The following is a 22650-nucleotide window of genomic DNA, read 5'->3' as shown; positions in this document are numbered from 1 at the left end:
CCTAGATTCTAATTGGAAGTGCACCACCTAATTCATTATAGACTTCATTTGGTGTTTTAAATCCTAAACATTTTCTAGGGCGATTATTTAGTTGTTCCTCTACTTTTTTTAATTGCTGATGGCTTACTTTGCTAAAGTTTGTTTTCTTCGGGTAATACCTTCTAATTAAACCATTTATTTGTTCTACAGCACCTTTTTCCCAGCTGTGGTAAGGCTCACAAAAATAAGATTTATTTTTCAAAATGGCTTCTACTTTTTTAAACTCTGTATTTTCAGAGCCATTGTCATAAGTTATCGATAAACAAGAACTCGGTGGGTAAATAGATAGTTTTTTACATATTGCATTCGATGTCGCTAGAGCTTTTTTAGATGGTAATTTGGTGATATGACACACTCTAGAAACTCGTTCAAGTAACACATTCAGCGCACATTTTCTGTCGCTAGATTCAACAGAGTCACTTTCCCAATGCCCAAAGTTTTTTCTGAGATTAATGTCATCTGGCCTGTCTAAAATACTACATCTTTGACCCCAAACTGTTTTCGTTTTACGGGTTGGATATTTTTTCTTACGTTTTTTATGTTGCCTAGCTAAATATACAATAAGTGATGGTTCATTCTTGTATATATATTGATAAATGGCCTCGTGAGATACGTTGGGTAAGGTTTTATCAAATTTTATTCGCCCAGCTATGATCTCTGGACTCCACCCAAGCTTGAGCTTATCAGTCACATATCGTTGAGCTTCAACAGACTTAAGCTTAACTCGCTTAGCTCTCTCCCTTACCCTTACTTCGTAATACATTTGAGCTGGATGAGGGTAATAAGTTGGTACGTAATAATCATATTTATTACGCTTTAACTCTCGGCTAATAGTGCTATGTGAACGATTTAGTAATCGGCTCACCTCACGTATTGATTTTTTTTGGTAATGATACCACTCAAATAAACGACAACGTTCAAAGTTAGATAAATGTGAATATTGGGTACCCATGGCACACCTCCTGAACTTATAGTTTAGTAAAGGTGGTGCACTTCGACCTTGAATCTGCCTTCCTCACTTTTAAAAAATTTAGATGGGTGTCATTCTAAATTTTAAAATAGTAAAAAATCATTGTGAATACTTAAAATATTATAAATGGGTGTCATTTAAGTATTCTTCTAAATTTTAAAATAGTAAAAAATCATTGTGAATACTTAAATATTATAAATGGATGTCAATTAAATATTCTTTTAAATATTAAAAATAGCTTAAGTTGATGAAAGTAATATGCTTGTTTCACTATTTAAAATACCGTCAATTTCGCGTACTTGCCTTAGCACTCCATCAAACTCACTTAAATTTGCAGCTTGAAGCTCCGCAACTAAATCCCATGCACCATTGGTGGTGTGTAATTTTATAAGCTCGGGTATTCCGCGCATTGTTTTAATTACCTGTGAGGTAGATTTACCAACGACTTCTATCATCATAATTGCGCGCACGGCTTCTGTTTCTATGTGTTCGTGAACGCGTACAGTAAACCCTAATATTGCGCCTGAGCTAACTAATCTGTCTAACCTATTTTGCACTGTCCCGCGTGATACATTTAAAGAACCGGCTAAAGCTGAAATAGAAGCGCGGCCGTCTTTTCGTAATTCAGCTATTAAAGCATTATCAAGAGAGTCATAAATATAGGGAGTCATAAATCAAACCTTTAAAAGAAGTTACTGACCAAAATACATAAATTGTATATAACTGCATAGCAAAATGATAAAAACTAGTACTATTTGTGTAATTAATTGCCATATTAAATAGCACGTAGCCTCGCTAAACTTGTTTTAAATTAACTAATACATTTATTCAAGAGGTTTCAGCATGAGTCATTTTATAGCACAGCCAAAACAAGGCGTTCCATTTGTTAGCGTTCAGGCAATGGCTAAGCTTATAAATAGCTTAGGGGTCGAAAACGTTCTGCTAGATCTAACAAATAAATTAGAAACCGACTTTGCCCGTTGGACAGAGTTTGATAAGTCACCTCGCTATGCAGCACACTCACCAGAGGGGGTAATAGAGCTAATGCCAGTGAGTGATGGCCAAATGTTCAGCTGTAAATATGTAAATGGTCACCCAAAAAACACCTTTAGAGAACTTCAAACAGTCGCTGCGTTTGGTATTTTAGCCGATGTAGATAGTGGCTATCCGGTTATGATAAGCGAAATGTGTTTACTAACAGCACTACGTACAGCCGCAACTTCTGCAATGGTAGCTAAATATTTAGCACCTAAAAACTCAACAACCCTTACTTTAATAGGCAATGGTGCTCAATCAGAGTTTCAGGCACTCGCTTTTAAAGCGGTACTAGGTATTACGCATATTCGTTTATACGATATAGATAAAAGCGCCTCTAAAAAAGCATTTGCTAATTTAAGTGCATGCGGATTAAACGTGACTATTTGTAATAGTGTACAAGAGGCAGTAAAAGGGGCAGATATCATCACTACCTGTACTGCTGATAAAACTAACGCTACTATTTTAACAAATGACATGATCCCACAAGGTGTGCACATTAATGCCATAGGTGGTGATTGCCCAGGTAAAACAGAGTTAGATGCTAGATTGCTTGAGCGTGCTAATGTATTTGTTGAGTACGAGCCACAAACTCGAATAGAGGGCGAAATTCAACAAATGAGTCCAAGCTTTACAGTAACTGAGTTTCATAACGTTATTAATAAGCAGTCGCTTGGGCGTACTAGCCAAGATGAATTAACCATTTTTGACGGCGTTGGCTTTGCGAGCGAAGACTTTACCGCACTGGTATTTATACGTGATGAGTTAATTAAAACGGGCGAGTTTGCTTTGCTTGATTTAATTACACAACAAGCGGATCCTCGTAATTTATTTTCAGTGCTTAGTGATCAACCATTAGTAAAAGAGCACGTGGCATGAGCGAAGTAAACCAAGCCCCCAGAGCTGTAGTGATGGTAAGGCCACATCACTTTACATCTAACCCACACACAATGCTCGATAACGCATTTCAAAGTGAATGTTTAGCACAAAATCAAAGTGAACAAGCATTTAAAGAAGTGACTAATGCCGTACAAATATTAAAAAATGAAGGGGTAACAGTTCACCTTTTTGAAGATGAGCAAACACACACTCCCGATTCAGTTTTTCCTAACAATTGGTTTTCAACTCATCAAAGTGGCCAATTAATAATCTATCCAATGTTTGTAGAAAACAGAAGGTTAGAATATCGAAAAGATATTATTGATTTTTTAACGGATCACTATAAAGTGTCTTCAGTGACTGATTATTCATTTTTATCGAAAGAAAATTCATTTCTTGAAGGCACTGGTTCACTGGTTATCGATCATAAAAATAAACTCGCTTACGCGGTAGAATCAAAAAGAACTACCAAGTCGGTGGTTAATACAATATGTGAGCAATTAAAACTATCACCCATAGTGTTTAACGCATATGACGAGCAAGGAACTGCGGTTTATCACACTAATGTTTTAATGTGTATCGCTACAAAATTTGTAATGATCAGTTTAAATATGGTGCCAATTAATCAACGTGCACAGTTAGCTAAACATTTTTTGAAAAACCATCATCAAGTTATCGATTTAACGCTTGAGCAAATTAATAACTTTTGTGGCAATGCTATTGAGCTACAAGGTAAAAATGGTCGTATTTTAGCGTTATCGCAAACTGCGTTTAATGCACTTACACCGGCACAAATAACAGTTATACAAAAAACGGCTAAGCTTGTGCCATTACCAATACCTACTATTGAGTCGGCTGGTGGCTCAGTTAGGTGCATGATTGCAGGAGTTCATTTGCAAAATAAATAATGTATAGTTTTAAGGCAGCTTAGCTGCCTTATTTGCATTAAATTTTTAGTCGATGTCGCAAGCAAATGCCATTATACCCAAAAAGGGTATTAATATAAAAAATATAAGAAGGAATTAGCAATGTTCGATACCGTCGTCAAAAGCGTAAACAACCTTTTATGGGGAGAAGGGCAAGTACTTATTTATATACTCTTGTTTACAGGTATATGGTTTTCAGTACGACTAAAAGCAATTCAAATACTTAAATTTAAACATATGTTTAGCCTTTTAAAAGGCAGTAGCAAATGTAAAAAAAACGACATTTCATCATTCCAAGCGTTGTGTACAGGGCTTTGCGCACGAGTAGGTACTGGTAATTTAGCCGGTGTGGCAGTGGCAATTTCACTTGGCGGCAGCGGCGCTATATTTTGGATGTGGGTTATAGCCATATTGGGTATGGCTACAGGCTTTGCCGAAAGTGTACTTGGGCAAGTATATAAAGTGCGTGATAGTGGCGGCGAGTTTAGAGGCGGCCCTGCGTATTATATTCAACAAGGTTTGGGTAGCCGGGCGTTTGCCATTGTGTTTGCCGCGTGTTTGTTTTTAGGTTACGGCTTTACGTTTAGCGCAATGCAAACTAACACAATTACCGACGCACTCAACTACGCGTTTGAAGTTCCTACATTTTATTCAGGCCTAGTTATTACCGTACTCGCTGGTTCAATTATACTCGGTGGCTTTAAAGCAATTGCCCGATTTGCAGAGCGTGTTGTGCCAATAATGGGCATTGTGTTTGTACTTGCCGCCGTTATTATTACGATTATAAATTTCACGCAAGTACCTGCCATGCTTAAAGATATATTTTTATCAGCGTTTGGTTTACAAGAAGCAGGTGCCGGTGCGATGGGCGCAGCCATTAAAAACGGTATACAACGTGGTTTATATTCTAATGAGGCCGGTGCAGGTAGTGTGCCGCATGCTTCAGCAAGTGCCAGCCCAATTCCTAATCACCCTGTAACGCAAGGTTACATACAAATGCTAGGCGTATTTTTCGATACAATCGTACTGTGTAGCTGTACCGCGGTGATCATTTTATTAGCCGATATAGACATAAGCGGTGAAATGGAAGGCATTCGTTTAACACAAAGCGCGATGACTGCTCACTTAGCACAAGGTGGTGTTTACTTTGTAGCAGCCGCTATAACCTTATTTGCTTTTACATCGGTGGTGGCAAACTACGCCTATGCAGAGAGTAACTTGCACCTCTTTAAGCTCGACAACAAAGTAGGGCGCGGCATTTACACTTTGCTTTATTTATCAATGATGTTGTGGGGCGCGTCGGCCACATTAAAAGAAGTCTGGGATTTAGCCGATATTGCCTTAGGGTTAATGACAGTGGTTAACGTTATCGCTATTATACTGTTAACGCCGACTATTTTGTCTGTTACGAGCGATTACCACGCACAAAGAGACAAAGGTTTAGAGCCCGAATTTAAAGTAAAAGATGTAAAAGTACAGGGCAAATGCGAAGACGGCATTTGGGACTAGTTCAGCACACTTAACTATAAAAAGCGGTTTTATGGCAACATAAATCCGCTTTTTACTTTGCATAAATATTCACTTCCGGTGTTATAAAATAACTATAGCAACCAAAATAAAAGGCACAATTTTTTAGATGATCGAGATTCACGCAGGGAAAACAGCGGCTAAAATTATTAACGAACAGGGCTTTAAACCTGAACTTTTCACCTCTTTTTTAGGTGCAAGTGGCGGTCCTAAATGGTTTACATTATTTGGGTTGGATAAGTATATTTTTGGTGAATTTTTTAAAAACCGTACCCAACCACTTAATTTAATTGGCTCATCTGCTGGCGCTTTTCGCTCTGCGTGTTTTGCACAAAACGATCCCGTTGCTGCCATTGAGCGATTAGCAAAATCGTATTCGCAAACTCGGTACTCAAGTAATAAACCTACACCAAGTGAAATAACAATAAAAGCACGCGCATTACTTGAAGATGTTTTTGGCGATAACGGCGTCACCGAAATTATAAATAACCCAATATTTAAAGCGCACTTTATTGTCGCAAAATCAAATGGCTTTATCGCCAGCGAAAATAAATTAATACAGTTAATGGGTTTATCAAAAAGTTATATGTTAAACCGCGTTAACCGAAAATTATTAGGTTCGCAGTATGAGCGTTTTATATTTGGCCCAGCAACAAGTGACTTATCAATTACCGACAGCTACAATTTTAAAACGCAAAACATAGCGCTTACTCAAAATAATTTAAAAGATGCATTACTTGCATCGGGTTCAATACCACTTGTTATGCAAGGCATAAAAAATATTGAAGGCTCGCCGCAAGGTATATATCGCGATGGCGGAATAATTGACTACCACTTTGATTTAAAAATTAATAACCCAGGACTTATTTTATATCCGCATTTTAATTCAGATCCAAAAGCAGGGTGGTTCGATAAAAATTTAAAACGTAAAGTGTCGCCACTTAATTACGATAACGTGGTAATGATCACTCCATCAAAAGAGTTTATAGCAAGTTTACCCTACGGAAAAATTCCAGATAGAAATGATTTTACCGATCTTGATGCAGATACACGCATTAAATATTGGAATACTGTTTTTAGTGAAACTGAGAAATTGGCCGAAGCGTTAGATAAAAATTTAGAAAATAAATTATTTAGTACCATAGATATAATGGGATAGGATTATTTATTTAGTTACTTGTTATAAATAAGAAATTAAAAAGGAGAATTTATGAAACTATACAAATATTTATCTGCTGATGCTGCTACGGCATTCTTAACAGAGCCTACACTTAGGCTAAGTCAGAACAATAGTCAGAATGATCCTTTTGAAGTTTTACCAACAGGAATAGATATAAATAAAATAAAAGATGTCAGCCAAGAGACTATAAAAATTTTTGGGAGAGAATTTAATTCGCACAGAGATATAAATCCATATTTAGATTTATATGGTTATGTGTCTTTAAGTAAAAATAAAGAAAGTATGCCAATGTGGGGTAACTATGCAACTAACAGTAAAGGTATATTAGTTGAATTTGAAGTTGATGAAGAAGATCCATTTTCTATTTTTGATATAGATAAAACTAATGATATTGAAGCCTACCTGAGTGACAATGTTATTTATAATAGAGAGCGAAGCTATAGCAAAAATATCACTACTTTATCAGATGAAGAGGTTAATAATTTTTCGAAACATTATTTCTTTAGTAAACATGAATCTTGGAAGCACGAGGAAGAATATAGATTTGCACTACCATTTACGAACTGCAATAAAGTCATAACACTTGGGAATTCAGATGAAACCAAAAATAAACTGAGCTCACTGGGTTATAAAGGTGATTTAAGAGAAAAAATCAATGATCTATCTTACCTGCTTTATCTTACAGGGAGTTGCGAAAGTAGCCTTTCAGAATGGAATTCAGTTTGGAGAAATTACGAAGCTTATCAAGTGATGTTCTTAATTAAAGTTAATCCAAGTAAAATATCTAAAATTTACTTAGGAGTAAATTCAGATGTAAAGAAAATGAAAGAAGCAATAATAGAGGGGACTAAGTTAGCAACAGGAAATAGAGGAAGATTTTATAATAGCTTTGAGCAAAAGTTTACTGATGTCTATAGATGCAAACTTGACAGCAATCTATTTAAATTGAAATATGAAATACTCATGTGAAAAGCTTTATTATAGGAAGGTGTATTATCACCCATAAATTACGTTATGTTAAATTACATGGATTTTAATAAAGCGAGCGTGATTATACAAACCAGCTCGCTTTTAGGAGAGTAATTTGGTGGTTAATTAAGCTCTGAATCAACCCAAAACTTAGTACCTTTTAATACAGCTTGTAGTGCAAGGCCATTTTCGGTTACAGAATATACAGTAACTTGATCTGCAATCGCTTCGGCAACCAATGCACCGCCTTTATCTTCATATTTTGCTGCTGCATCAGCGTTTCCGCCAAAAGCCCAACCATGTTCAATAAATCTGTTTAATGCAGCTTGGTTATGAAAAACCATTACAACGTTAAAATCTTTTACACCTAAACCAAGCCCTAAACCGGCTTCACCCATATTCATGTAAGTCGATTTACCAGTAAGGTTATTTTTAACTACGCCGTAACCGCCACCAAAACTGGCTAAAACAACATTTACGTTCGCGTTATCAAAAACAGCGTAACCAGCCGAATTAGCAATTTGTTTTTTAACGTCAGGTTTTTCAGCGTATAATTTATCTAATGTATTTGTTTTCATACTTTGTACAAGTGAACGTTTTTCGCTTGGTGATGCACTACCTGTAGTAGCACACCCAGTTAACGAAACAGTTAAAGCAAGTACGCTTAGTATAATTAGTTTTTTCATGATTTTTTCCTTAATAAGATATAGCAACCAACAACCATAGAATAATCACGGCATTAAAATAATTAGAGCTTTACTATGTCCAATACTAGACAGTATCGGACTTTAACGTTATTCTGTAAGCCTATTATTTAATTGAATATTTATACATTATGCTTGTTGCTTTGGTTGATACGTTAAAACAATTAAGATATCAAATTGCCCATCTAGATGACGGTACTCTAAATTCAGAATACCCAGAACTTGCATCCTTTATACAGGAAATTGGCTTGACTGTAACTGAATCAAAAGCCGATCTGACATTCTTATATCAGTTTTTATATGTTTATGGCCGCAAGTCAGAAGCCACTTATAGCCGTTTTCGAAATGAACTTGAACGCTTTTATTTATGGTCGTGGTTAATAGCAGAAAAATCAGTATTCGATTTAAAACGTGAAGATATTGAAGCTTACGTTGATTTTATGGTTGAACCTGATAAAGAATGGGCTGCAACTTCAGTGCAATGGCGTTATAAAGATGAGCAAGGAATTCGTAGATTAAATCAAAATTGGCGCCCTTTTATGCTAAAAGAATCAACTGCCAGCCAACAAACTTTATCGGCCATGTTTACTGCCTTAAATGTATTTTATAAGTTTGCCCTACTCGAAGAAAAAACATTCGCGAACTTTGTCCCTGTTGTTAAAAAAAATAGCCCGTATTTAGTTGTTCAATCACAAATTCAAATTCCTGATACATTAAGTGATATTCAATGGGAATACGTTTTTGGTGTAACGCGAGATTTATGCGAACATAACCCTGATTTAGAGCGGAACTTATTTACGCTTGCCTGCTTAAAAGGTCTTTATTTACGAATTTCAGAATTATCTGAGCGCCCACAATGGTCGCCGGTGATGTCTCATTTTTGGCAAGATAATGATGGATTTTGGTTTTTACGTATAATGGGTAAAGGTAATAAATTACGAGATGTAACCTTAAGTGATGATTTTGTTGAATATTTAAAACGATACAGATTATATCGAGGTCTACCTGCCCTTCCTCGGGTTGATGAATCTGAGCCGTTAGTTCATAAAATTCGGGGTCAAGGTGGTATGACCGTAAGGCAAATTAGGCGTTTAGTTCAACAAAGTTTTGATTATGCTCAGCAATCATTACTTGATGATGGTTTTAAAGATGATGCTGAACAACTTGGCGCTGCAACTGCACATTGGCTTCGTCATACTGGTGCTACACATGATGCGCAAACAAGACCGCTTAAACATTTATCAGAAGATTTAGGCCATTCTAAAATTGCGACTACCGATCAAATTTATATTCAAACAAATATTAAAGAGCGAGCAAAATCAGGACTTAAAAGGAAAATTTAATGGAGTATTTAGTAATAGCATTTATAGGCGGACTATTTTTAATTTATTCTTTAACACTTCGCCAATTAGAAAAAACAGAAGTAACAGGTCCAATGTTTTTTGTTGTCGGCGGAATATGTTTAGCTTTTATGTTACCCAACGAAGGACAAAAAATAAAAGAAGGCGTTGATCTTTTATTACCATTTATAGAGCTTACGCTAAGTATATTTTTATTTTCAGATGCAGCTAAATCAAAGCTAAGTGTTTTAAGGCATAGTTTTCAGTATCCTAGTTTACTATTGTTTGTTGCCCTACCCTTAACATTATTACTTGGTATTGCTGTTGCTTTATTTTTCTTTGCTGAGCTTTCACTTATTCAAGCGGCGTTGCTCGCAATTATTTTAACACCTACCGATGCAGCATTAAGTAAAGGGTTACTAGCAAGTACACAAGTGCCTGAAAAAATACGTGAAGGGATAAATACTGAAAGTGGTTTGAACGATGGATTATGCGTGCCCATATTTTTAATATTTATATTACTCGCTAAAAATCCGGATTCAGCTATTACCGCCACACAAACATTAAGCGTGTTTGGACGAGAACTTGGCTTGGCTTTATTAATAGCTATTACAAGTATCGCTGTTTTTATACCGAGTTTAAACTTTGCAATGAAACGTCATTACTTTGCACAAAATACCAGTCCATTTTTATTACTTGGTTTTGCTATGGCTGTGTTTTCTGTCACTCAGTATTTTCATGGCAGTGGATTTATTGCGGTGTTTATTGCAGGTTTACTATTTGATAAATTTTCGACTGAAGAAGTTAGAACAGAATTAATTGAAGACTCAGAGCACATCGCAGATTTTACATCGCTAATGATTTGGTGCTTGTTTGGGTTTGTTTGTGCTTACTTAGTTATCCCGAAATTAAATACTGAAATTATAATTTACGCTTTATTAAGTACAACATTAATTAGAATAATTCCTGTTATGTTGTCTCTGCAGTTTACGGCATTGAATATTAAAGAGCGTTTTACATTTGCGTGGTTTGGACCAAGAGGATTAGCATCAATTGTTTTTACATTGATGGTGATTGATACGCAAATAGAAAACAAATATCAAATAGCGACAATAGCAATGACGACTATTTTGTTTAGTGTATTTATACACGGCATTAGCACTAAACCTATTGCCGATAGTTTTGTTAAAAAATAATTATTTAAACTAGGTAAATTAAGAATACGTATTAAAAAAGGCGTAACGGTTATTTCATTACTGATGAAGTTAATCGTTGCGCCTTTTTATATTTTATAAAGTTATCTAAGAACCTGTGCTAGTAATTCAATTGGGTGTTTTGGTTTAAATTTCTCAAAACGTTTAACTTGGCTACGACAAGAAAAGCCCGTAGATAAAAGTTGCTCTGGTTTATTTTTATCTACAATTGGTTTCCAACTCATTTCGTAAAGTGCACGTGAGTTATCCTGATTTTGTGCTTCGTGGCCATAAGTTCCCGCCATTCCACAGCAACCTGTATTTGTTGTTTTTAATGTTAAACCAATATCACTGAAAATTGTTTGCCAAACATTTGCTGCTTTTGGCAGTGCAGTTGTTTCAGTACAGTGACTCAGTAATGTAAATTCGGTATCTGTATTTTGCTTTGCGCTTAGTGATTTGAACGATTGTGTTTCGAGCCATTCATGGGCAAGTTGCACATTAAATTCACCACGGTTATTTTCTAAAATTGTATTATATTCATCGCGGTAGCACATAACGAGTGACGCATCTAAACCGACTAGCGGTGCATTAATATCATTTAATTTATTTAAAAACTCAGCTGCATTTTTAGCTGTAACTTTAAATTCATGCAAAAAACCTTTTACGTGTTGCGGTTTACCATTTGGTTTAAAAGGTAATAGCATTGGTTTTTTGCCAAGTTGGGTTATTAAAGTAATAAAACTTTCTACTAGTTCGGCTTCGTAAAAGCTCGTAAATGGGTCTTGTACTATTAATACATATTCACTTTGTTGCTCTGCATTTAATTTATTTAATAAATCAAAATCAAATTTTTGTGTTTTAGTAATACGCTTTGAAAGTGCAGGAATACTTAACTGTGGTGTATCAACATAGCCAACTGTTTTTTTAATAACATTACTTACTAATGATGTTTTAACAATTGGGTTTATAACTTTTGCAAACTTTGCCATTAATGGCGCGCTGTTTTCTATGTTACCAACAAGGTAATCTTTTAGCGGACGCGCATAATAACTATGATAATAATTTAAAAAGCGCGACCGAAAAGTAGGAACATCTACTTTAATTGGGCAAGCAGTTGTACATGCTTTACATGCTAAACATTCATCCATTGACGCTTTTACTTCGTGAGAAAAGTCGTAAATACCTTTTCGTTTTTCGCGGCTGTGAACGAAACGTTCCCACCAGGTGATTACTTCACCTTTGTTAAGCTGCTTTTCTACTTCGAGTAAATCTACATTTTTTGACTCTTGTAAACGAAGCCATTCGCGCATTAAACTTGCGCGACCTTTTGGTGAATTACGACGATCGCCGGTTACTTTATACGATGGACACATAGGTGAATTTTCATCGTAATTAAAGCATATGCCATTACCATTACAGGTCATTGCATTGTTAAAACTGGTTTTAACTTCTATTGATATTTGCTTATCGAAGTGCGATCTCTTTTGTCCATCAACACTAACTAGTGAGTCTTCACTATCGATAGGAGTACATATTTTACCGGGGTTTATGCGGTTGTTAGGATCGAAAGCTGTTTTTATTTTACGAAGCTGCGTATATAAATGCTCACCAAAAAATTCAGGACTATATTCACTTCGGTAACCTTTACCGTGTTCGCCCCACATTAAACCGCCGTACTTAGCGGTTAGTTTTACGACCTGATCTGAAATAGTTCTAAGTAGTTTTTCTTGTTCTGGGTCGCACATATCAAGTGCTGGGCGTACGTGTAAAACGCCTGCATCAACATGGCCAAACATACCATATTGTAAATTATGGCTGTCGAGTAATGCTCTAAATTCGACAATATAATCTGCTAAATTTTCAGGGGGTACTGCAGTGTCTTCTGCAAAGGCGAGTGGTTTTTGACTGCCTTTTACATTACCTAATAAACCCACTGATTTTTTACGCATTGCGTAAATTTTTAGTATATCGCTTTTATCACTGGTTAACTGATAACCAATAACGCCATTAGTTTGATTTGCTACGCATTCATCTAGAAGCTTACAAAGCGTGTCTACTTTGTCTTTTATATCATCGTTTGATACTGCATTAAACTCGACCATGTTAAGGCCTTGCATATCTTTATTTGGTACGTCGGTTATTAAGTCCGATACTAAATTCCAAATGATGTCTTCACGCGCTAAGTTTAAAACTTTGCTATCAACGGTTTCTACCGATGTTGCGCGTGCATCAACTAAAAACGGTGAATGACGAAGTGCTGAGTCAAAACTATCGTACTTGATATTTATAAGGGTTTTAAATTCGGCAATAGGCGTTAGGTTTAATTTAGCTTCAGTTACTATACCTAATGAGCCTTCTGAACCCGTTATTAAGCGGCTCATGTCAAAAGTAAGTAAGTCATCACTTAGCACATGCTCTAGGTCGTAGCCGGTTAAAAACCTATTTAACCGTGGAAACTTAGCTAAAATAGCTGCGCGTTCATTAACTGAAATATCTAAAACTGTTTTATATAAACTACCAATTAGAGAGTCTTGCTCGGCTATAATTTTTGCTTTGTCGATGTCTATTGGTGAGGTGCACATAGGTGTGCCATCGACTAAATAAGTTGTAAGCCCTAAAACATGATCGCTTGTTTTTCCGTAAACTAACGAACCTTGCCCCGATGCGTCAGTACTTATCATGCCACCAATAGTTGCCCTGTTACTGGTAGATAAATCGGGCGAGAAGAAAAAACCATAAGGTTTTAAAAAGTCATTAAGTTGATCTTTTATTACGCCAGTTTGAACGCGTACCCAGCCTTCTTCTACATTTATTTCGAGGATTTCGCGCATATAGCGAGACAAATCTACAACAATACCTGGTGTTAACGATTGACCGTTAGTACCTGTTCCGCCACCACGAGGCCCAAAAGTTAATGATAAAAATGGGTCGCGAGATGCAGTTTGCAGTGCGAGTTGAATATCTTTTTCATTTTTTGGAAAAATAACACCTTGGGGTATTTCCTGATACACACTGTTATCGGTTGAAGCAGTAATACGCGTTGCATAACTTGCATCGGTATCTCCACTAAAACCTTGGCTTGCAATGGTATTTAGGTAATTTGCGACAAGTTCTGTCGCGGCATCTTGCTGTGTAATTGTTGCTATCATGACGGCGATATTTTAGGGCATTTGACTAATTATATCATGGTGATGGCGAATAGAAATTGAAGATTTTACAGTTTGTAACACTCTTTTAGTCAATTTTAATGCAGCTTAAATTATACTCAAGTTAACGAGTAATGAGGCGTGTTATATGAAAAAATTACTATTACAGATCAGTGGCGTGTTATTTATTTTGCTAGGATTATTTTTTGCGATCGTCCCTGGCCCATCGCTTATATTTTTTATGGCGGGTTTATTGTGTTTTTCGTTTTACTATCCTAAAGCGCGACATTACTTATCACTTTGTCAAAAGGCGTTAACTAAATCATGTGCTTATTTAGATAAAAAATTAGCCCGTTAACTTACTTTTAATTAGGTATAAAAAAAATGCCAGCAATACATTGCTGGCATTTTTTATAGCTTACCTATTTATTACTTTGCTAATTTTTTAGCTAGGTATAACCATGTTTCTATTACTGTGTCTGGGTTTAGTGAAACAGAGTCAATGCCCTGCTCTACTAACCATGCTGCAAAGTCTTCGTGATCTGAAGGACCTTGACCACAAATACCTACGTACTTGCCTTTTTCTTTAGCTGTTTTAATTGCCATAGAAAGTAGTTTTTTAATTGCTGGGTTACGCTCATCAAATAAATGTGCGATTAAACCTGAATCACGATCAAGACCAAGCGTTAACTGTGTTAAATCGTTAGAGCCGATAGAAAAACCATCAAACATTTCTAAAAATTCATCAGCAAGTAATGCATTTGAAGGCAGCTCACACATCATGATTACTTTAAGACCATTTTCACCACGTTTAAGGCCATGCTCTTCTAGTAATTCAATTACGCGTTTACCTTCTTCAAGGGTACGTACGAATGGGATCATGATTTCAATGTTTGCCATATCCATGTCGTTTCTTACGCGTTTTATAGCTTCACATTCTAGTGCAAAACAATCGCGGAAGTCTTCAGAGATATAACGTGCGGCGCCACGAAAACCAATCATTGGGTTTTCTTCTTCTGGCTCGTATTGCTGGCCACCAACTAGGTTTGCGTATTCGTTTGATTTAAAATCAGACATACGCACAATTACACGCTCCGGTGCAAAAGCACAACCAAGCGTTGAAATACCTTCAACCAGTTTTGTTATGTAAAACTCTACTGGTGATTCGTAACCGGCAATCATGTCAGTAATTTCTGCTTTTAATGCATCTGTTTGCGCATCAAAATTTAATAACGCTTTAGGGTGAACGCCAATCATACGGTTGATAATAAATTCAACTCGCGCAAGGCCAACACCTGCATGCGGTAAGCGTGCAAAGTCAAAGGCGCGATCGGGGTTACCCACGTTCATCATGACTTTCATTGGTAGTTCTGGCATTTTATCAACGCGTGACGTTAGTATTTCAAAATCTAAAATACCTTCGTAAATAAAGCCAGTATCGCCTTCGGCGCACGATACTGTTACTTCTTGTCCCGCTTTAATTAAATCAGTTGCATTACCACAACCAACAACTGCAGGAATACCAAGTTCGCGTGCGATGATTGCCGCGTGACACGTACGGCCACCACGATTTGTAACAATCGCTGCTGCACGTTTCATGATTGGTTCCCAATCAGGGTCGGTCATATCGGTAACTAAAATATCGCCTACTTGTACCTGATCCATTTCTTTGATTGAATCAAGAACACGTACAACACCGCTACCAATTTTGTGACCAATTGCACGGCCTTCAACAAGTACATTACTTGTGCCATTTAATTGAAAACGTTCCATTACGTTTGAGTCTTCGTTTGAGCGGACAGTTTCTGGACGTGCTTGAACTATATATAGTTTGCCGTCGTTTCCGTCTTTTGCCCATTCGATGTCCATAGGACGACCGTAATGTTTTTCAATGATTACAGCTTGTTTGGCAAGATCTTGCACTTCTTTATCTGTAATCGAAAATTTATTAGAAAGCTCAGGGTCAACATCTACGATGTCTACTTGCTTACCGTGTGCTTTGTCTTCTGAGTAAATCATTTGAATGGCTTTAGAGCCAATATTACGACGTACTACTGAAGGTTTGTTTTTAAGGAGTGTTGGTTTATGAACATAAAATTCATCAGGGTTAACCGCGCCCTGTACAACCATTTCACCTAAGCCATAGCTTGATGTAATAAATACAACGTCTTCAAAACCAGACTCTGTATCAATACTAAACATTACGCCAGATGCTGACTTATCTGAACGTACCATGCGCTGTATACCTGCTGATAACGCTACACCACGGTGATCGTAACCTTGGTGAACACGATATGAGATTGCGCGGTCGTTAAATAATGAAGCAAATACGTGTTTAATAGCGACCATGACTGAATCGATACCGACAACGTTAAGGAAAGTTTCTTGTTGGCCTGCGAATGATGCATCTGGCATATCTTCAGCGGTAGCTGATGAACGTACTGCAAATGAAACATCTGCTGCAGTATCGCCATGGAGTTGGCTATATGCGTCGCGAATGGCTTGATCTAGGTTTGGTTGGAATGGTGTGTCGATTATCCATTGGCGGATATCGGCACCGACTTTAGCGAGTGTATTTACATCATCAACATCAAGTGTATCTAAGATGTCATGAATTTTGGCGGTGAGTCCTGATTGATCTAGAAACTCATTAAAAGCATCTGCGGTAGTTGCAAAACCACCCGGTACTTGTACACCTGCGTTTGCGAGGTTTGAAATCATTTCGCCAAGTGACGCGTTTTTACCGCCAACTCGAGGAACATCTTGCATACCAAGCTCTTGATACCAGAGAACGTATTCTTGCACGGATCTTTCTCCAAAAAAAACAAATTGTAGGTCTAACTGTGAGAGTTAAGAAAGAAAACCTTTTATAAAGGTCGTCATCATTCTACACTGGCAACAGTCCTCACGTAAACCGTGGGAAACCCATTTTAGGGATTTAAACGCAATAAAAAGGTTAATTATGAGAACTGCTTTTTATATATCAGATGGAACAGCAATTACTTCAGAGGTGTTTGGGCATGCGACTTTGTCGTTGTTTCCTATCGATTTTAATCATAAAACAATTCCATTTGTAGAAACTGAAGAAAAAGCGCACGAAATTAAAGCTTTAATTAATGCAACCGCTGCAAAAACAGGTGAAAAGCCTTTCGTGTTTTTTACTTTTGTGAATCACAATTTAAGTGAAATTATAAAATCGGCTGATGCAGTTACGTATGATTTTTTAACTACGTATAGCGAAAAAATAGAAAAAGAACTCAATGTAGCCCCTGTTCCAAAAATGCATCGTACGCATTCTATCCACGAAAAAAGTTATGATTTTAGAATTGATGCGGTTAACTATGCTCTTATGAATGATGATGGCGGAAATATTAAAAACTTTTCCGAAGCAGACATCATTTTAATTGGCGTTAGCAGAAGTGGTAAAACACCGACAAGCTTATACTTAGCACTGCAGTACGGCATTAAAGCAGCTAACTACCCTATTACTGAAGAAGATTTAGATAATGAAGGTTTGCCTAAATGTTTAGTCCCTTATAAACATAAGTTATTTGGACTAACGATTGACCCAGAGAGGCTTGCGGCTATAAGGCATCGACGTATGGCTAACTCTAAGTATGCTTCAATTAAACAGTGCCGTATTGAGGTGCGCGAAGTAGAAATGTTGTATAAGCGTCACAAAATAGCTTACTTTAATTCTACGCATCATTCTGTTGAAGAAATTTCTGCAAAAATACTGATAGAGACAGACTTGGAGCGACGTAAGTACTAACTTAGTCATCAAATTTGAAATAAAAAAACCGCAACTAAGCGGTTTTTTTGTATCAATAAATATTATTTACGTGCGTCCTTTAGTAAATCAGCGACTAAAAAGCCTAACTCTAATACTTGGTCGGCGTTAAGGCGTGGATCACACTGTGTTTTGTAACGCTGCGCTAGGTCATCGTCAGATAAACCGTAAGCACCGCCTGTACATTCTGTTACGTGCTGACCTGTCATTTCTAGGTGAACACCACCTGCGTATGAACCTTCAGCTTTGTGTACAGCGAAGAATTGACTGATCTCGCGCATGATATTATCGAAATTACGCGTTTTGTAACCCGATGTCGCTTTTTCAGTATTACCGTGCATTGGATCAGAACTCCAAATTACTTTTCGGCCTTCTTGTTGAACTCTTCTTACTAGTGCTGGGAGTTTTTCTGGCAGTACGTCTGCACCCATACGTGTAATTAGCGTTAAACGACCAGGAATGTTATCTGGGTTTAATGCGTCAATTAAACGAATTAGGTCGTCTGGGTCCATACCTGGGCCAACTTTAACACCAATTGGGTTTTTAATGCCTTTAAAGAACTCAATATGTGCATGGTCTAGTTGGCGTGTACGTTCACCAATCCAAACAAAGTGAGCAGAACAATCGTACCAATCACCTGATAAATGGTCGCGACGTGTTAGTGCCTCTTCGTAACCAAGTAGTAAAGCTTCGTGAGAAGTGTATAAATCGGTTTCTTTTAAGCTTGGCGCAATTGTAGAGTTAATTCCGCACACTTCCATAAACTCTAGTGCGTCTTGAATTTTATCTGCAAGTTGTTGGTATTTTTCTTTAAGTGGATTTGCAGCAACAAAGCCCATGTTCCAGCGGTTAACCTGATGAAGATCGGCTAGGCCACCTTGTGCAAATGCACGTAATAAGTTTAACGTAGCGGCACTATGATGGTATGCAGTCATTAAACGTTGTGGGTCTGGAATGCGCGCTTCTTCTGTAAACTCAATATTATTAATGATGTCGCCACGGTAAGATGGTAAAGACACGCCATTAATTGTTTCTAAGTCTGCTGAACGAGGTTTAGCGTATTGACCAGCCATACGCGCTATTTTAACTACAGGGCATTTACCGCCATAAGTTAATACAACAGCCATCTGTAAAATTGTTTTGAATGTATCGCGAATATTAGCGGCATTAAAATCGCTAAACGACTCGGCACAGTCACCACCTTGAAGTAAAAATGCACGGCCTTCGCACACATCTTCAAGTTGTTTGAATAGGCTTCTTGTTTCTTCTGCAAAAACTAGAGGCGGAGCCGTTTTTAATTGGCCTTCAACTGATTTAAGTATTTCTTGATCTGGGTACTGTGGCTGCTGCAGTATTGGCAGCTCTCTCCAGCTATTTGGGTTCCACGATGACATAATTTTTCCTCATTCCTACATTACCTGATAAGAAGAAATTAACGTATGCAGACCCCTATGTTCAAGGACTAAATTCACTATTTTCCAATTATTTAGTTATGAGTTAAGTATAAAAGTAATTTTACTTAACTCAGGTGGTTATATAACAATCACTTTAGTTTTATTTCAAATAAACTAAAGTGATTTAAAACAAACAATTAGAGTTAATTAGTTTCAATTTTAACACATTGAGAATAAATAAGGCACAAGGGTATATTATATGTATTTTACTTAAGAACACATCATACATAAATTGCATTAAATGTAATCTTAACTTTACACGATAAATTAATTATTAATTAACAGGGGCTATGTGCAGGTCTAAATATATGATAAGGGATTTTGTGTTGCTCATTTATATGCACTTTAAACCTAGTAGAATAACGCTGTTGATTATTCTCTTGCCAGAATATACTTACAACTGACACGAGGTTAATCTGCTGATCCCCCCTCATCTTCCCACCCTGCCGCCAGCGTTATTTAGCAAGTTGTGATAACTAAAAACTTAACTGCCAGTGATGCCTTAAATGGCTCTCATGTAAAAAGCATGTACGACAAGCTGAGCTTTTGGATGATAAACCCATAGTTAAAACACGTTATAATATTAATAACTAATTAGAGAAACAACCAAAACCAACACTATTATTTAGAGCTTAACCGCACCAAGTTCATTTTACATCCCTCATTTATTACACTACATGGGCAATTAAGCTCTAAGCGGACTAACCCTTTAATCAATAAAACACTACTAAATTACAGGAATAAGTAGAATCATTTACTCCAGTAAGAACACATCATACACAATTTGTTTTTAATGCTATCTGGACATCGAGTATTATTTTATTAAGTATTTACTCAATGCAAAGTGCATGCAATAATATAGCATTAGTAAGATGTGTTCTTTGAGGTGTGCCGTGGTTACTAAAGTGCAAATTAGGAGTCAGTTTGATTTAATGAACGAATTAACTTTAAGGTTAATTGAGGAATTAAATGAATGTGAGTTTTCCAGAGCAGAGTACTATCAGTTACCTGATGTAAGTAGTTTAGATGAAAATAAGGTTCCTGAGTCCATACTTGTCTCTAAAATAACTGGAGCGCCGGCTCAAAAGGCAATTTTAAACTCCTTTTCTGACATTTATAAAAAATCGGGCTTAAGCAGTCGCGTGTTAAAAAGGCACCCTGGTTTACTTGTTATTAAAAATGCAGATAAACAAGCTTTAAATAATCGTATAGCACAAGTTAACAAAGCTAAAGCTAGTTTCAAAGAGTGTATATTGGCAATTGATAATAACGATGCCCGATTTGAGGCTGTTCATAATGCAATACCAAATTTAATAACACTTGCTGCTTATCGTAAGATTCACAGTGAGAGCGAATCACCATTTTCCGTTAGGTTTACTTGGATGCACAAGCACGCAACTAAAACGTTGACTAAAAAAATGGCCCTCGAAATGCTCGACAAATCGGCCAGTTATCGAAATCCAAGAATGATAGATCAACAAAAATGGCAATCACTTGTAGCTCAAGAACAATTACGGGTTGCTAGTTTAGGTGAAAAGGAAAAATTAAGAATTCGTCGCCCTACTCGCGTAAGCCCTCAAGTTAATGTGAGATACACAGCACAAAACCGCTATCATGTGAGCGCCGCATTACCATTTATTCTGATTAATCCAGAACCAGACGTTAAACTAGGTATCTTACCTGATTATAAAAAACCCGAAGCTCATCCTCGAAAACGTGAGTATGATTTTCTAGTTGATAGGCTATATTTAGAACAAGTTGACCGATAGCTATTATGTTAAAAGGCCACAATATGTGGCCTTTTTAGTAAATATGTACAGTATTTAAAATAACGTTTATTATTTTTCTACTATCTCTTCTATTTTATCTTCATCAATTAACACTGCATTTTCAACAATACGTTTACCGCCTTGAATCTCAATGCGTTTGTTGTGTTTGTTCAATGTAAGTATTTCATCGCAAAACTGATCAGAGGGGTGCATTTCGTATGTGTAATCAATAATGTTACCAGTTTTGTCATCTTTGACGTTTGTAATGCTGTATTCTGATATAGCACCTTTTTCAATCAAATCTTTCATTGTGGTGGTCATATCACGACGAAGCGCTTTTAATTTATTTTCCGTAATATCATCAGTTGAATAAATAGATCCGTATTTTTCCATAATAGAAAGTAATCTAAAATGATACGTTTTACCTGGAGCTGCATAACGCCAAAGGTGATACAAACGAAGCATCATCCAACGCGACAATCCCCGTTTTAATTCTTGTGCACTATTAAAGTAATATCCTTTGTATTCAAGGTTATCAATCATGTTATGAACGAACGCATTTAAACAGGCCACACACTTTACATTACCACCTTGACCTTTTTTGCCACTAAAGTGAAGTGACGATAAAAAGTTCATATTTGACTCGTAAAACGAATCATCTATATCGGAGTTTTTAGTATCGGTTGCTGAATATTTAAATGAAAGTTTAGAACCTTGCAATGCTTCAAGTGACTCTTTAATTGCAGGATATGGCATTGACTGCCCTACCGCTTTGAGCTCTTGCGCTAATTCGTTCATAGAAAAAACAACTGCGTATTGAATACCGGACTTAAAATTAATTTTAACTATTTTGCCTTTAGAAGCTAAACGAATAAGTGCTCGTTCTACTTTTTCTTCTCTGTCCGATGGCCAAACAAGATACTCAATATCTTCGCCATCCTTACGAGTACTGACAACAGCAGGGGTAATTTTTATCTCACCATCGTATAAAATACCATCTACTTTCTCTGATATTTTACGCGTAATGATTGTTTTTTTAGGCGCTTCTTCAAGTGGCAATTTTTTATAGCCCGAGCGTACAAAGCGTCCCCACAAATCATAATGATTAAACGTGTTTGAATATGCACGTAAACCATGAGCTGCATTTTCAATAGAAATTCGCACGTCTTTGTTGTCTGTAAATAGTGCTAAACTTTCGTTATCAATTGCACTTTCCACCCCGTGGATTTGGCCCCTGAGTGTATCGGGCAAATTATCTACCGAGATGTTGACCTTTCGGCTCATTGTTCTTATTTCCATTTTTATTGCGACATCTAATAACAACACATTAAACAACAAAAGTTAAATGTTTAAGTTAGTATAAAAGTGATCTGACTTTAAATAAAACGTTTAGATCACTATTATACTAAGTAATGTATATAACTTGCGATTTCAGATCATATTTTTACTAACTGGGTCATCACAAATCTGTTTTTTACTAACTCAGCTGTTATTTTGTCCATCACAATGGCTTTATTTTAAAATTTAGCACGACAAATTCATAATAAAATTAATATCCCTGTGGATAAAGGCTTATCGAGTTAGCATAGATCTGATCTGTACCAAGTACAGATCAGATCTATACTAATTAAACGAACCTATTGACGCTAAGGTTAGTGCATAACTTTATAATTTACTTAGTAAAAAATTGATCTCAAGGGCTCTTTTTGTTCATAACCTTATGCGC

17 protein-coding genes are annotated in these 22650 nt (G+C 36.6%); 10 read left to right on the top strand and 7 right to left on the bottom strand.

What is annotated here, in order from left to right:
• Window position 1 precedes the first annotated feature (1 nt).
• Both QT16_RS14660 and QT16_RS14655 read right to left on the bottom strand, forming a co-directional pair.
• The gene (locus QT16_RS14660) at window positions 2–991 is read right to left on the bottom strand and encodes an IS30 family transposase (protein WP_039488938.1); all 990 of its coding nucleotides are present in this window, start codon (window positions 989–991) and stop codon (window positions 2–4) included.
• Between the two features lie 257 nt (window positions 992–1248).
• A complete protein-coding gene (locus QT16_RS14655; protein WP_007377579.1) occupies window positions 1249–1680 on the bottom strand; it encodes an Lrp/AsnC family transcriptional regulator in 432 nt (143 codons plus the stop codon).
• Window positions 1681–1852: 172 nt separating this feature from the next.
• Between QT16_RS14655 and ocd the strand changes: the two genes are divergently transcribed.
• The 5 genes from ocd to QT16_RS14630 all read left to right on the top strand — a co-directional run bounded on the left by ocd (window position 1853) and on the right by QT16_RS14630 (window position 7525).
• Window positions 1853–2923 carry an ornithine cyclodeaminase gene (ocd, locus tag QT16_RS14650; RefSeq protein ID WP_039488935.1) on the top strand — a complete coding sequence of 357 codons (1071 nt, stop codon included), beginning with the start codon at window positions 1853–1855 and terminating at the stop codon, window positions 2921–2923.
• Complete coding sequence (ctlX, locus tag QT16_RS14645) at window positions 2920–3831, top strand: citrulline utilization hydrolase CtlX (RefSeq protein ID WP_039488933.1); 912 nt, start codon at window positions 2920–2922, stop codon at window positions 3829–3831. The genes ocd and ctlX overlap by 4 nt, the downstream gene beginning before the upstream one ends.
• Before the next feature lie 120 nt (window positions 3832–3951).
• The gene (locus QT16_RS14640) at window positions 3952–5358 is read left to right on the top strand and encodes an alanine/glycine:cation symporter family protein (RefSeq protein WP_039488931.1); all 1407 of its coding nucleotides are present in this window, start codon (window positions 3952–3954) and stop codon (window positions 5356–5358) included.
• Window positions 5359–5485: 127 nt separating this feature from the next.
• Window positions 5486–6535: a patatin-like phospholipase family protein gene (locus QT16_RS14635; RefSeq protein WP_039488929.1), complete on the top strand. Its 1050-nt coding sequence runs from the start codon at window positions 5486–5488 to the stop codon at window positions 6533–6535.
• A 51-nt stretch (window positions 6536–6586) separates the two neighbouring features.
• Complete coding sequence (locus QT16_RS14630) at window positions 6587–7525, top strand: DUF2971 domain-containing protein (protein WP_039488927.1); 939 nt, start codon at window positions 6587–6589, stop codon at window positions 7523–7525.
• A 122-nt stretch (window positions 7526–7647) separates the two neighbouring features.
• Here the strand turns inward: QT16_RS14630 and QT16_RS14625 are convergent, their stop codons facing one another.
• Window positions 7648–8211 (bottom strand): lipid-binding SYLF domain-containing protein, encoded by a 564-nt coding sequence (locus QT16_RS14625; RefSeq protein ID WP_007377560.1) that lies wholly within the window; start codon window positions 8209–8211, stop codon window positions 7648–7650.
• A 149-nt stretch (window positions 8212–8360) separates the two neighbouring features.
• On the opposite strand from QT16_RS14625, the gene QT16_RS14620 reads away from it, so the two are divergent.
• Window positions 8361–9572 carry a tyrosine-type recombinase/integrase gene (locus QT16_RS14620; protein ID WP_033040017.1) on the top strand — a complete coding sequence of 404 codons (1212 nt, stop codon included), beginning with the start codon at window positions 8361–8363 and terminating at the stop codon, window positions 9570–9572.
• Window positions 9572–10765: a cation:proton antiporter gene (locus QT16_RS14615; protein ID WP_039488922.1), complete on the top strand. Its 1194-nt coding sequence runs from the start codon at window positions 9572–9574 to the stop codon at window positions 10763–10765. Before QT16_RS14620 ends, QT16_RS14615 begins: the two co-directional genes overlap by 1 nt.
• Before the next feature lie 101 nt (window positions 10766–10866).
• Here the strand turns inward: QT16_RS14615 and ydiJ are convergent, their stop codons facing one another.
• Complete coding sequence (gene ydiJ, locus QT16_RS14610) at window positions 10867–13914, bottom strand: D-2-hydroxyglutarate dehydrogenase YdiJ (RefSeq protein ID WP_039488920.1); 3048 nt, start codon at window positions 13912–13914, stop codon at window positions 10867–10869.
• A gap of 145 nt (window positions 13915–14059) precedes the next feature.
• Here ydiJ and QT16_RS14605 point away from each other — a divergent pair, with 145 nt between their 5' ends.
• The gene (locus QT16_RS14605) at window positions 14060–14269 is read left to right on the top strand and encodes a PGPGW domain-containing protein (protein ID WP_039488918.1); all 210 of its coding nucleotides are present in this window, start codon (window positions 14060–14062) and stop codon (window positions 14267–14269) included.
• 71 nt (window positions 14270–14340) lie between these two features.
• Here the strand turns inward: QT16_RS14605 and ppsA are convergent, their stop codons facing one another.
• Window positions 14341–16716 carry a phosphoenolpyruvate synthase gene (gene ppsA, locus QT16_RS14600; protein ID WP_039488916.1) on the bottom strand — a complete coding sequence of 792 codons (2376 nt, stop codon included), beginning with the start codon at window positions 16714–16716 and terminating at the stop codon, window positions 14341–14343.
• Between the two features lie 157 nt (window positions 16717–16873).
• Here ppsA and ppsR point away from each other — a divergent pair, with 157 nt between their 5' ends.
• Window positions 16874–17683, top strand: coding sequence for a posphoenolpyruvate synthetase regulatory kinase/phosphorylase PpsR (gene ppsR, locus QT16_RS14595; RefSeq protein WP_007583184.1), 810 nt, complete (start codon window positions 16874–16876; stop codon window positions 17681–17683).
• 62 nt (window positions 17684–17745) lie between these two features.
• Here the strand turns inward: ppsR and QT16_RS14590 are convergent, their stop codons facing one another.
• Window positions 17746–19095 (bottom strand): class II 3-deoxy-7-phosphoheptulonate synthase, encoded by a 1350-nt coding sequence (locus QT16_RS14590; protein ID WP_024596521.1) that lies wholly within the window; start codon window positions 19093–19095, stop codon window positions 17746–17748.
• Between the two features lie 953 nt (window positions 19096–20048).
• On the opposite strand from QT16_RS14590, the gene QT16_RS14585 reads away from it, so the two are divergent.
• Window positions 20049–20924, top strand: a complete 876-nt coding sequence (locus QT16_RS14585; protein ID WP_039488913.1) for a DNA replication terminus site-binding protein — start codon at window positions 20049–20051, stop codon at window positions 20922–20924.
• 69 nt (window positions 20925–20993) lie between these two features.
• Here QT16_RS14585 and QT16_RS14580 read toward each other — a convergent pair whose 3' ends face one another.
• The gene (locus QT16_RS14580; protein WP_024596523.1) at window positions 20994–22208 is read right to left on the bottom strand and encodes a hypothetical protein; all 1215 of its coding nucleotides are present in this window, start codon (window positions 22206–22208) and stop codon (window positions 20994–20996) included.
• Window positions 22209–22650: the final 442 nt, after the last annotated feature.

This window comes from Pseudoalteromonas distincta (assembly GCF_000814675.1).
GTDB classification, from domain to species: Bacteria; Pseudomonadota; Gammaproteobacteria; order Enterobacterales; family Alteromonadaceae; genus Pseudoalteromonas; species Pseudoalteromonas distincta.
The sequence above is the reverse complement of the archived record's forward strand: the minus strand, read 5'-3'. Positions and strand labels throughout refer to the sequence as shown.